The sequence below is a fragment of the Pseudomonas fluorescens genome, assembly GCF_001623525.1.
GTDB lineage: Bacteria > Pseudomonadota > Gammaproteobacteria > Pseudomonadales > Pseudomonadaceae > Aquipseudomonas > Aquipseudomonas fluorescens_Q.
In genome coordinates this window covers 3,822,372-3,835,011 of record NZ_CP015225.1, presented here as the reverse complement: position 1 = coordinate 3,835,011, position 12,640 = coordinate 3,822,372, and the positions used below count along the sequence as shown (strand labels likewise).

Sequence of the window (12,640 nt, the reverse complement as noted above, 5' to 3'; positions counted from 1 at the left end):
AATGGCGGGCAAAGGACTGAACCCATACCAACGCTATTATTGGAGCGCGTCCAGCGCCTACGACCTCGCGGAAACGGCCTGCGTGAGCATTGGGTTTGTACTGGACGGGCCATTGAACATCGCGCAGTTCAGCCGAGCGGTGGACGCGGTGGTCAATCGTCACGAACAACTGCGGTCCCACTTCTACGAAACGGAAGAAGGCCCTCGACGGTTTCCCGCAACCGAGGTAACTGACGTACTGAGCGTCGATGGTGAACCGTTCGAGTTGTCCAGACTGGAAGACTGTATCGAGAACTTGTGCCGACGGCCGCTCGATATGAAGGTGGATATACCGTTCAGGGCCTATCTGAAAAAGCTCGGGCAGGATCGTTGCCTGTTTGCACTGATCATTCACCACATCGTTGTCGACTCATGGTCGCTGGAGGTCATCCTCGACGATCTGGCGACCGCCTACAACGGTTTGATATCCGCCGCGTCGGAACCGTTGCTGGAGCCGCTCACTTTCGATCATGAAACGCTGGCAACGCCGTTGGAGCAGGATGAGCATCAGCGTCAGGCGCTGTTCTGGCGACACTATCTCAAGGACGCGAAGATCCCGCTGATTCCGGGTTTGCTCATCGGCGAGAGCGCGCAAGCCAAGTCGACCTTCGATGTAATGACTCCCGGTGTGGAGATTCATGGGGCCATCAACCGACTTTGTAATACGTTGGATGTAACGCCTTTTGTGGTTTACACCGCGGCGGCGTCTATCGCTCTCGCACATTTTTGCGCGACGGACGATTTTTTGATCCAGACCAATGTGACGCCGCGTTGGACGGAAGGCACGCAGACTGTCGTCGCCTACTTGTCAGCGCGCATTCCATTGCGAATACGCGTTGACTCGAAATTGTCGTTGCAGGCTCACATCCTCAATGTCGCCGACTCACTCTACGAAACCTTCGACAGCGTCGGTCTTTCTATCGGTGAAATCATGGCCGAATCCGAAATCAGACAAAGCTTGCCTATTCATATCGGTGCCGAAAGCCCGTTTGAAAGCTGGGACCTTGAAGGTGTCGCTGTCTCCCAGGTCCAGCTTCCCGACTATCAGCCGTGGCCGCTATTTTTGTGGGTACCTGTCACGACTGATCATTGCTTTATCAAGCTGCAGTACCAGGCCGACAGAATCTCGCCTGAAAACATGCTGAAACTAAAACATCTGCTGAACGAAACGTTAGATCAATTCAGTCTCCTGGAGGCCGAAGGAAGCGCTCGTGACACAGCGGTTTTACAACACGATGCCATTCAATGAGACCTTCCATGAAAGACTCCCGACACCTATCGTCCCACGCATTGACCGTCGTTTCTGGCGCGCAGATCGCCAATCTGATGCCTTCGTTGCGCGAGGACATTCTGCGTCTGGTCGAAGAAACCTACTTGCAGCACGATGCCGGCCTGACCAACAACCCCGACAGTTATTTCCTGAGATTCGAAGAACGTCAATCGGATCGGATCATCGCTTTGCCAGCTGCCATTGCCAACGACACGCCCATTTCGGGCATTAAGTGGATTGCCAGTTATCCGAAGAACATTGAGCAAAATCTACAGCGTGCCTCGGCCGTCCTGTTGCTCAACGATTACGAAACGGGTTACCCGGTGGCATGCCTTGAAGCCTCGCAAATCAGTGCGGCCAGGACCGCGGCGTCTGCAGTGCTCGCTGCAAGGGCGCTGGTGGCGGATCCGAAGGAGGCGGTGAATATTACATTCGTCGGCGCCGGGGTGATTTCCCGCGCAATCTTTGATTTTTTCATGGCCGATGGCTGGAGGTTCGGTCAGGTAAATGTCTGTGATCTGGACGCGGGGTCGGCCGCTGAGCTTCGTCATCACATAGAGGCCGGGACAGGCCAGGAAGCGCGTTTCGTCGAGAACTGGAAGTCTGCTATCAGCGCTGCCGATATCGTTGTTTTCGCCACCAACGCAGGCACGCCTTATGTATCGGGAGACGATGTCTTTGCGCCCGGACAGATCATTCTGAATGTCTCGCTGCGCGATATCAGCCCGGACATCATCTGGCATGCGTTCAACGTATTCGACGATGTGGAACATTGCATGAAAGCCAATACTTCTCCCCATCTGACGGAACAGAAGTACGGCGATCGCTCATTTGTGCACGGCACGCTCGCGCAAGTCCTGAAGAACCCGAGCTTGATCAACCGTTCGCGTCCGCTGATTTTCTCGCCGTTTGGGTTGGGTGTCCTGGATCTTGTGGTGGGCCAACTGTTCGTCGACAAATGTATGGAGGCTGGGGCCTATACCAACATCGCGGACTTCATTCCGGACACGCGACGGTGGGCCACGTCCCACGGCTGAAGTCATCAAGCAGTAGAAACGCGAGTATTTGCTCGTTCCATTCCAGGGAGGAATGACCCGATGCCTATTAAAAAATGCATGATCATCGGCTTCAATGATTTCTCGTTTGACGACTACTGTCAGATGCTCGATCAACTTGCACCTGAAGCGGCAGCGAAACGGGATCTGCGCTTGGCGTTTATCAATTATGAGGGCTCGCGGTTTCATGCATTGGGCGTGCTGAACAAGACGCGTGAGTTGCAGGGGCTAGCTGACCTGGACCTGAACAATGCCGACTTTCTATGGCCGGTTGTGATGGTGTTGGGGACCTATCTCGACAAGCACGGCATTGCCTTTGACTACGTCAACCTTTTTCAGAAAGAGAAGGACGTTCTGGCGCAAAAACTGACATCCGGGACGATCAACGCGGTGGTCATCACCACGACCCTCTATGTGATGCCCCATCCGGTGCAGGAGATTGTGGACTTCGTGCGCTCCTTTGCCCCTGAGGTGCAGATCATCATCGGCGGGCCCTATATCAGCGGTCTGTTCAAGGCCCATGATCGCGAGCTGCTCGGTGACTACTTGAGTGTTCTTGGTGGTGATATCTATATCAACAGCAATGAAGGGGAGGACACACTTCGCCAGGTACTGGAGGCGCTCAACCAGAACCGTTCAGTCATCGGCTTGAGCCGCACAGCGGTATGGGACGGTGATACGTGGGTGTTCGGTGCGGATGAGCCGGAATACAACGAGCTGAAGGAAAACTTCGTCAATTACAAGTTGTTCGAACCGCGCGGCATCGGACGTTTTTTGTCCACGCGTACAGCCAAGTCGTGCCCATACTCCTGTGCATTCTGCGGTTTTCCCCAGCGGGCCGGTAAGTACCGCTACTTGTCCACCCGTGATGTAGAACGCGAACTGGACGCGGTAAAGGCGATCGGCACCGTCGATACGCTGACGTTCCTGGATGACACATTCAATGTGCCCAAGCAGCGCTTCCGAGAAATCATGCAGATGATGATCGACAACCAGTACAACTTTAAGTGGAACTCCTTCTATCGCTCTGATCAGGGCGACCCGGAAACCATAGAACTGATGGCGCGCGCAGGGTGCGAAGGCGTTTTTCTGGGGATCGAGTCTGCCTCCGACAAGATGCTTGCATTGATGCGCAAGACGTCACGTCGCAAGAACTATGAACAGGCCATCAGTGCATTCCGCTCGGTGGGCATTGCGACGCACGCCTCGTTCATCATTGGCTTTCCAGGGGAAACCATCGACACGGTGCAAGAGAGCCTGGACTTCATCGAAACCTTTCGGCCGGACACCTTCCGAGCGCAGGTGTGGTATTGCGACCCGCTGACACCCATCTGGAATGATCGGGAGAAGTACGGCATCACCGGGTCGGGCTTCGACTGGGCGCACGACACGATGGACAGCGAACTGGCTGCATCCATTACCGAGCGGTTTTTCCTTACCGCACAAAACTCCACGTGGTTGCCACAGTTCGGCTTTGAGCAATGGAGTCTGTTTTATCTGCATCGCCAGGGAATGGAGCAGAGTAATATCCTCGGGTATCTGGACGGCTTCAATGCGGCAGTCAAGCATCAGCTGTTGCATGGCGATGAGGTTGAGTTGCCTGCCTCAATCGTCGACCGTTTCAGGTTCAATGCCCATTTGCCGGCGCAAAGTCCTGCCGTGCCGCAGTCCAGGTTATCAATGGAATCGGCGACGCACTTCAAGGCTGCGGAGGCACGCTTGCGGGCCGTGGCCGCGTGGCTGGATCCGCAGAATATCGGGGCAATGCCGGTGCACACGGGGGAGCAGACGCAAACAGCGCTTAGCTGGCCCGAGGGTATCGTCAATGGCAGCGATCCGGACGTCGGCTGGATCGTGGCCTTTTTGAAGCACGCTTCGAGCATTCTTCAGGGCAGTCGATTTGTTTGGCAACACGTCGTCAAGGAAGGCTCCCGACTGATTGCGATCGATGATGTCGACCGTTGCAGCGAGGCTGCGCTGTATGACCGCGTCGCGACATTACTTGCCCAGGCCCCACTACTCGACAGTCACGACAACTATCTGCTGTCGCGCAATTCACGGTTGGGTGCTTGCGGCATCGTTTTATGTCAGCCGGTCCTTCGCGTGTTCGCCGATGATGTTGTCGCCCCTTCGTCTGACAGCCGGCTTTACATGCACCTGCTGCTGTCCGGTAGCGGGCAGGGACGGGTGCTGAGCAATTTTGTCCGATGGGCTCCCGAGCTTCACACTGCGGATGCGCAGAGTTCGCTTGCCGAGCAGGCCGTGTTTGTCAGAGTGCAATAGGTGCGATCCGGGGAGGAGAACGCCAGGAGCTCCCCTCCCTGATCCTTTGTCACACGCTTAGCGGGGGGAATCTTGCAACGCCGCTCTCTTGCGTTCTTCGCGGGCGCGGGCAGCCGCTAGCAGTTGTTCGGCTATGCGCCTTTCCAGACGCTCCTCACCGAGCCGGATGAACAGCGGATGGCCGACAATGGTCGCGTCGAGTTCATAACCGCGTCCTTCGGGTTCTCGCATCCAATAGTTGCCATCAATCAGCGTACGCCGCAGCTCCACCACATCGCTTCGCAGCATGGGGGCGTATTGGGTTTTCCATTGATCCAGCCGCGCGGTGGCTTCACGTTCGCTATAGCGTTCGCCGGGCTTGAGCGCGCAGCTGATGTACAAAAGTATTACCGCCAGTTCCTGGCGATTCAGCCGGCCCAGGGTCAAGCCGTTCTTGTTGCTCAAGCGCGTCAGTGTCTCGACGAAGTGCTCAAAGTCTGTTGGAAGTTCCTTGTTCAATGTCTTGCTCCTTTGGATATTCATGGTTCTCGCAGTTTAGCGGTGAAGCACGGCACGAGTGAGCCGGTATGGCGGTTGTCATGCAATGTTGTATGGGCGTTCCCGAAAAAAGAAAACCCCGCCAGCCCAAACTGAGACTCAGTCGGGGCTGGAGGGTTTTTTCATACCAGGAGCACTGCTCAAGGCGAAGATTTACTTCTGTGGCGAGGGAGCCTGCTCCCGCTGGACCGGTCCGGCGCTTCGGGCGCAGTAGGCCCAAGAAGAGGGGCCGCTTCGCGGCCCAGCGGGAGCAAGCTCCCTCGCCACAAGTGCTCTATCTGCCTTTTGCCTTACGCCGCGCCGGCGAGGAACCGCTCGGCGTAGTGACACGCCACCAACCGATTATCGAGCGGTCGCAAGGCCGGTTCTTCGGTCTTGCAGCGCTCGGTGGCATACGGGCAGCGCTTGTGGAAGGCGCAGCCGGACGGTGGGTTGAGCGGGTTGGGCAGTTCGCCGACGATCTTGATCTTCGGCTTGTTCGGGTCCGGGTGGATGGTCGGGGTGGCCGACAGCAGCGCCTGGGTGTATGGGTGCAGCGGGCGGCTGTAGATGGACTCGTTGGGGCCCATTTCCACCGGACGACCGAGGTACATCACCATCACGTCGTCGGCCACGTGCTGTACCACCGCCAGGTTGTGGGAAATGAACACGTAGGCGGTGTTGAACTCCTGCTGCAAATCCATGAACAGGTTGAGCACCTGGGCCTGGATCGACACGTCCAACGCCGACGTCGGTTCGTCCGCCACCAGCACCTTGGGTTGCAGCATCATGGCGCGGGCCAGGGCGATGCGCTGGCGCTGGCCGCCGGAGAACATGTGCGGGTAGCGCTGGTAATGCTCAGGACGCAAGCCCACCTGCTTCATCATCGCCTGGACTTTTTCGCGCCGCTCAGTCGCTGACAGCTTGGTATTGATCAACAACGGCTCGGCCAGTTGATCACCGATCTTCTGCCGTGGGTTGAGCGAGGCGTAAGGGCTCTGGAATACCATCTGTACATCTTTGCGCAGTTGCTTGCGTTCGGCCTTGTTGGCGCCGGCGACTTCCTGGCCGGCGATTTTCAGGGAGCCGGCGGACGGTTCCTCGATCAGCGTCAGGGCCCGGGCCAGGGTGGATTTGCCGCAACCGGATTCACCCACCACGGCCAGGGTCTTGCCGGCCTCCAATTCGAACGACACGCCATTGAGGGCGCGAACGGTCGCATGGCCCTTGAACATGCCGCGGGACACTTCGTAATGACGGGTCAGGTCACGGGCGGTAAGTACGACGGCCATCACGCCACCTCCTGGTTCAACGGGTAGAAGCAGCGGGCGAGGCTGGCGGTTTTCGGATCAAGGGCGGGGCGTTGTACGCGGCAGTTATCCTGCACGTACGGGCAGCGCGGCGACAGCAGACAACCCTGCGGACGGTCGTAGCGACCGGGCACGATGCCCGGCAGCGTCGCCAGGCGCGCGGCGCCCATGCTGTGCTCCGGAATCGCCGCCAGCAGTGCTTCGCTGTACGGGTGGGCCGGGATGTCGAACAGCTCGGGCACCTTGCCCACTTCCACGGCCTGGCCGGCGTACATCACGCACACGCGCTGGGCGGTTTCGGCGACCACGGCCAGGTCGTGGGTGATCAGCACCAGGCCCATGTTCTGCTCTTTTTGCAGGGCCAGCAGCAGGTCCATGATCTGCGCCTGGATGGTCACGTCCAGGGCGGTGGTCGGTTCGTCGGCGATCAACAGTTTCGGCTCGCCGGCAATCGCCATGGCAATCGCCACCCGTTGGCTCATACCGCCGGACAACTGATGAGGGTAGGCGTCCATGCGGCTGGCAGCGCCGGGGATCTCGACTTTTTCCAGCAGTTCGATGGCGCGCTTGCGGGCGGCCTTGCCGGACATCTTCAGGTGCAGGCGCAGCACTTCTTCGATCTGGAAGCCCACGGTGTAGCTGGGGTTGAGCGCGGTCATCGGGTCCTGGAAGACCATCGCCAGGTCCTTGCCGACGATCTGCCGACGCTGGCGGTTGCTCAGCTTGAGCATGTTCTTGCCGTCGAAGTTCAGCGCGTCGGCGGTGACGATGCCGGGGTGCTCGATCAGGCCCATCAGCGCCATCATGGTCACGGATTTACCCGAGCCCGATTCGCCGACGATGGCCAGCACTTCGCCTTTTTCCACGGTCAGGTCGAGGCCGTCGACCACCGGGACGGCGGTGGCGTCGCCGAAGCGAACGTTGAGATTCTTGATTTCTAGCAGTGACATGGGAATCTCCTCAGGCGGCATTCTTGAGTTTCGGGTCCAGCGCATCGCGCAAACCGTCGCCCATCAGGTTGATTGCCAGCACGCTGAGCAAAATGGTCAAGCCAGGCAGGCTCACCACCCACCAGGCGCGTTCGATGTAGTCGCGGGCCGAGGCCAGCATGGTGCCCCACTCCGGGGTCGGCGGCTGGACGCCCAGGCCGAGGAAGCCCAGGGCGGCGGCGTCGAGGATCGCCGAGGAAAAGCTCAGCGTCGCCTGGACGATCAGCGGTGCCATGCAGTTGGGCAGCACGGTGATGAACATCAGGCGCGGCAGGCCGGCACCGGCCAGGCGGGCGGCGGTCACGTAGTCACGGTTCAGCTCACCCATCACCGCGGCGCGGGTCAGGCGCACGTAGGACGGCAGCGAGACGATGGCGATGGCGATCACGGTGTTGATCAGGCCAGGGCCGAGGATGGCGACAATCGCCACGGCCAGCAGCAGCGAAGGCAGGGCCAGCATGATGTCCATCAGGCGCATGATGGTCGGGCCGAGGATGCGCGGGAAGAACCCGGCGAACAGCCCCAGCAGGATGCCCGGGATCAGCGACATCACCACCGACGACAAGCCGATCAGCAGCGACAGGCGCGAACCCTGGATCAGCCGTGACAGCAAATCGCGGCCCAGTTCGTCGGTGCCCAGCAGGAACTGGATCTGCCCGCCTTCGAGCCAGGCCGGCGGCGTCAGCAGAAAGTCGCGGTACTGCTCGCTCGGGTCGTGAGGCGCGACCCACGGCGCGAAGAGCGCGCAGAACACGATCAGGATCATGAACAGCAACCCGGCCACGGCGCCCTTGTTGCGGGAAAACGCGTGCCAGAATTCTTTGTACGGGGACGGGTACAGCAGGCTTTGATCGACTGCTACCGCGGTAGTTGGAGTACTCATGGTTTTGATCTCAGCGCTGGTGACGGATGCGTGGGTTGGCAAAGCCGTAGAGGATGTCCACGACGAAGTTGACCAGAATCACCAGGCAGGCGATTAACAGGATGCCGTTCTGCACCACGGGATAGTCCCGGGCGCCGATGGCTTCGATCAGCCACTTGCCGATGCCCGGCCAGGAGAAGATCGTTTCGGTCAGGACCGCACCGGCCAGTAGCGTGCCGACTTGCAGGCCGACCACGGTCAGCACCGGGATCAGCGCATTGCGCAGGCCATGCACGAACACCACGCGCGACGGCGACAGGCCTTTGGCCTTGGCGGTGCGGATGTAGTCTTCGCGCAGCACTTCGAGCATCGAGGAGCGGGTCATGCGGGCGATCACCGCCAGCGGAATGGTGCCCAGCACGATGGCCGGCAGGATCAGGTGATGCAGGGCATCGAGGAACGCGCCTGGCTCGTCGGCCAACAGCGTGTCGATCAGCATGAAGCCGGTTTTCGGCTCGATGTCGTAGAGCAGGTCGATCCGCCCGGACACCGGGGTCCAGCCCAGGGACACCGAGAAGAACATGATCAGGATCAGGCCCCACCAGAAGATTGGCATCGAGTAACCCGCCAGGGAGACGCCCATTACCCCATGGTCGAACAGGGATCCTCGCTTGAGTGCCGCGATCACCCCGGCCAGCAGGCCCAGGATACCGGCGAACAACAGGGCGGCCATGGACAGTTCCAGGGTCGCGGGAAACAGGGAGCTGAACTCGGTCCATACGCTTTCACGGGTACGCAGCGATTCGCCGAGATCGCCCTGGGCCAGTTTGCCGATGTAGTCCAGGTACTGGGCATACAGCGGTTTATTGAGGCCAAGGCGTTCCATTGCCTGAGCGTGCATTTCGGGATCGACCCGACGTTCGCCCATCATCACTTCCACGGGGTCACCGGGGATCATGCGAATCAACGCGAAGGTCAGCAAGGTGATGCCGAAGAACGTGGGGATCAACAATCCCAGTCGGCGGGCAATAAAACTAAACATCTTCAGGTGTACCTCATCAGCCGGTTAGGCGTGCCCGGCAGCCCTCGATAAAGGATGCCGGGCGTTTTCTTATCTACTTCACCTGGGTGGTGGCGAAGTTGTTGGTGGTGAGCGGGCTAATCACATAACCCTCTACGTTGTTGCGCATTGCCGTGAACATGCGGGTGTGGGCCATGCTGATCCACGGTTGGTCCTGGTTGAAAATCACCTGGGCCTGTTCATAGAGCTTCGCGCGCTCCTCGGGGTTCACGGTGGCGCGGGCCTGGTCGATCAGCGCCTGGAATTTCTCGTTGCACCAGCGCGCGTAGTTTTCGCCGTTCTTGGCGGCCTCGCAACTGAGCATAGGCGTCAGGAAGTTATCCGGGTCGCCGTTGTCGCCCGCCCATCCGGCGGACACCATGTCGTGCTCGCCGTTTTTCGCGCGCTTGAGCATTTCGCCCCATTCCATCACGCGGATGTCGACCTTGATCCCGACCTTGGCCAGGTCCGCCTGCATCATCTGCGCGCCGAGCATCGGGTTGGGGTTGGTCGGGCCGCCACCGTTGCGGGTGAACAGGGTGAACACGGTGCCTTCCGGCACGCCGGCTTCCTTGAGCAGCTCGCGGGCCTTGTCGAGGTTGCGGGGCGGGTTCTTCAGGTCGTGGTTGAAGCCCAGCAGGGTCGGTGGGTACGGGTTGACCGCCACGGTGGCGTTGCCCTTGCCGAACAGCGCGTTGACGTAGGCTTCCTTGTCGAAGGCCAGGTCGATGGCTTTGCGCACCCGCACGTCGCTCATGTATTTGTGGCTGGTATTCATGGCGGTGTAGGAGACGGTCATTGCGTCCAGTTCAGCGACCTTCAGGTTCGGGTCTTTCTTGATGCCAGGGATGTCATCGGGTTTGGGGTACAGCGCGATCTGGCACTCGTTGGTCTTGAGCTTCTGCATGCGCACGTTGTTGTCGGTGGCGATGGCCAATACCAGCGCATCCGCCGGCGGCTTGCCGAGGAAGTAGTCCGGGTTGGCCTTGAAGCGCACCTGAGCGTCCTTGTTGTAGCGCTGGAAGACGAACGGGCCGGTGCCGATTGGCTTGCTGTTGAGATCGCCTGTCTTGCCGGCCTTGAGCAATTGGTCGGCGTATTCGGCCGGGTAGATCGAGGAGAAGGCCATGGCGATGTCGGCTAAAAATGGCGCTTCGCGGCGGGTCAGGCTGAACTTGACCGTGTGTTCGTCGACTTTCTCCACGCTTTTGAGCAGCTCCTTGAAGCCCATGCTCTCAAAGTAAGGGAAGCCCACGCTCGACAGTTTGTGCCACGGGTGATTCGGGTCCAGCTGGCGCTGGAAGCTCCAGACCACATCGTCGGCGTTCATGTCGCGGGTCGGCTTGAAGTATTCGGTGGTGTGGAACTTGACGCCCTTGCGCAGGTGGAAGGTGTACGTCAGGCCATCGTCACTGATGTCCCAGGATTCGGCCAGGGCCGGAATCACTTCGGTGGTGCCGGGCTTGAAGCCCACCAGACGATTGAAGATGGTTTCGGACACCGCGTCGCCTGTGACTGCAGTCGTGTACTGGACCATGTCGAAGCCTTCCGGGCTGGCTTCTGTGCAAACCACCAGGGGTTTGGCCGTGGCGCCAACGGCGACGCTCAGCAATGCGGCGGCGATGGCGGCGCGTAGGGGGTTCATGTTCATCGTCAATCCTCTGCAATCGGGTCAATGGCAAAAGACCGGGCGGTCAACCTTGTGAGTCGACCGCCCGGTGGCAGTTTAGAGAATGTTGAACGGGATGGTGGTGACCAGGCGGAACTCGTTGAGGTTGCCATCAGCCTGGTTTTCGCTGGCGCGGTGCGTGGTGTAGGTCGCGCGTACCGCGGTGGCTTTCAGCGGGCCGCTTTGTACGGCGTAAGACGCACCGATGCCGTATTCGTAATGATGTTCACCGTCCATGGTTCTCACATCGGTATAGCCGGTGCTGTTGTAATGCGTACCGTCGATGCCCCAGCCGCGAGCCTGGTAGATGTTGAACTTCAGGCCAGGCACGCCGTATTCGGCCATGTTCAGGCCGTAGGCGATCTGGAAGGATTTCTCGTTCGGGCCGTTGAAGTCCGACAGCAGGGAGTTGGCCAGATAGATGCCGTTGGTTTCGTGCAGATAGTCGAAGTACTCGTTACCGTCCACTTCCTGATACGAGAACGTCAGGCTGTGGGCCTGGTGAGTCAGACCAAACGACAGGGAGTAGGTGTTGTTGTCGATATCACCCAGTTTGCTTTTGCCCGAATCCACAGTCCTGTAGTAGTTCAGGCCGGTGGTCAGGCTCAGCACCGAGCTGTCGCCCAATACGTGGCTGGCGCCGAAGTAGTATTGGTTCCACAGGTCTTCGGCCTGGGTGCCCCACAGACTGGTGGTGAGGCTGGCGAACGGCTGGTAGGTGATACCGGCGGTGTTCACATGATCAGCTTCGGCCGAGGAGCTGCCGTATTCGGAGCGGAACTTGTTGAGGCTTTGCTCGGTACGGGGGGAGTTGCGGTCGAAGGTCGCGACGTCGAATGCCAGGTTTTCGAGTTCTTCGCTGTGCAGGCTCACGCCCTGGAAGCTCGAAGGCAGGGCACGGTTACCGATGACGTCGACCATCGGGCTGCTGAAGTTTTGACGACCGGCGGTCAGGGTGGTGTTGGAAACGCGTGCCTTGACGTTCGCCAGGCCCAGTTTGCTCCATTGGTCGACGGCGTCGCCGTCGGAGTGCGCCAGGGTACGGTTGGAACCGCCCATGATGTCATCGTGGTCGCCGAGCAACGCGATCGCGTTATAGGCCGCGACTTCAGTGCTGAAGCCAACGGTACCTTGGGTGAAGCCGGAGGTGTAGTTCAGGATGGTGCCCTGAACCCAGTTGGTCCGGCGCGAATCGCTGCGTGTAACGCCGTCACGTGTGTAGCTGAAGGTGCTACCGCGGCGTCGCAATTCGTTGGAATACCAGTTGCGAGTGCTGCCACTGACCGACTGGCCTTCTACGAAACCGGTGGCTTCGGATTGAGCGCTGGTGGTCTTGACGGTCACTGGATTGAACGCCTGGCTCTGCGATTCTGCGTACGCCGTGGCGGTAACGCTGCTGATGGCCAAGGCCAGTATTGCGGTGCTGTTCAGTTTCATCCGTAACGCTCCTTTTCTTGCTTTTTTATGCCGGTCTTTTTGGGTGATCCGGCTATCGGTTTACAACTCATTCACAGCTTGCAAACGTTTGCTTGGCGCCTGATCGGCGAATTGTGGCAAGACGTCGGCACGGGGCTTCCAAAGGAAGCC

10 protein-coding genes are annotated in these 12,640 nt (G+C 59.4%); 3 read left to right on the top strand and 7 right to left on the bottom strand.

The features are described 5' to 3' along the window. Position 1 precedes the first annotated feature (1 nt). Genes TK06_RS16575 through TK06_RS16565 form a run of 3 tightly spaced genes read left to right on the top strand, consistent with a single transcriptional unit; the run spans position 2 to position 4,647 of the window. Positions 2–1,288, top strand: a complete 1,287-nt coding sequence (locus TK06_RS16575) for a condensation domain-containing protein (RefSeq protein WP_063322954.1) — start codon at positions 2–4, stop codon at positions 1,286–1,288. Positions 1,289–1,296: 8 nt separating this feature from the next. Then, positions 1,297–2,346, top strand: coding sequence for a 2,3-diaminopropionate biosynthesis protein SbnB (sbnB, locus tag TK06_RS16570; protein WP_063322953.1), 1,050 nt, complete (start codon positions 1,297–1,299; stop codon positions 2,344–2,346). 60 nt (positions 2,347–2,406) lie between these two features. Then, positions 2,407–4,647, top strand: coding sequence for a PhpK family radical SAM P-methyltransferase (locus TK06_RS16565; protein ID WP_086936666.1), 2,241 nt, complete (start codon positions 2,407–2,409; stop codon positions 4,645–4,647). A 57-nt stretch (positions 4,648–4,704) separates the two neighbouring features. Here the strand turns inward: TK06_RS16565 and TK06_RS16560 are convergent, their stop codons facing one another. From TK06_RS16560 to TK06_RS16530, 7 genes are all read right to left on the bottom strand, one after another. Continuing rightward, positions 4,705–5,145: a DUF2087 domain-containing protein gene (locus tag TK06_RS16560; RefSeq protein ID WP_063322951.1), complete on the bottom strand. Its 441-nt coding sequence runs from the start codon at positions 5,143–5,145 to the stop codon at positions 4,705–4,707. A gap of 329 nt (positions 5,146–5,474) precedes the next feature. Continuing rightward, entirely contained in the window at positions 5,475–6,455 is a 981-nt protein-coding gene (locus tag TK06_RS16555; RefSeq protein WP_063322950.1) for a peptide ABC transporter ATP-binding protein, read from the bottom strand. After that, a complete protein-coding gene (locus TK06_RS16550; RefSeq protein ID WP_063322949.1) occupies positions 6,455–7,423 on the bottom strand; it encodes an ABC transporter ATP-binding protein in 969 nt (322 codons plus the stop codon). Before TK06_RS16550 ends, TK06_RS16555 begins: the two co-directional genes overlap by 1 nt. A 10-nt stretch (positions 7,424–7,433) precedes the next feature. Then, positions 7,434–8,345: an ABC transporter permease subunit gene (locus TK06_RS16545; protein WP_063322948.1), complete on the bottom strand. Its 912-nt coding sequence runs from the start codon at positions 8,343–8,345 to the stop codon at positions 7,434–7,436. 10 nt (positions 8,346–8,355) lie between these two features. Beyond that, complete coding sequence (locus TK06_RS16540) at positions 8,356–9,366, bottom strand: ABC transporter permease subunit (RefSeq protein ID WP_063322947.1); 1,011 nt, start codon at positions 9,364–9,366, stop codon at positions 8,356–8,358. A 73-nt stretch (positions 9,367–9,439) separates the two neighbouring features. Beyond that, positions 9,440–11,035, bottom strand: coding sequence for an ABC transporter substrate-binding protein (locus tag TK06_RS16535; RefSeq protein ID WP_063322946.1), 1,596 nt, complete (start codon positions 11,033–11,035; stop codon positions 9,440–9,442). 75 nt (positions 11,036–11,110) lie between these two features. Beyond that, entirely contained in the window at positions 11,111–12,490 is a 1,380-nt protein-coding gene (locus TK06_RS16530) for an OprD family porin (protein WP_063322945.1), read from the bottom strand. Positions 12,491–12,640: the final 150 nt, after the last annotated feature.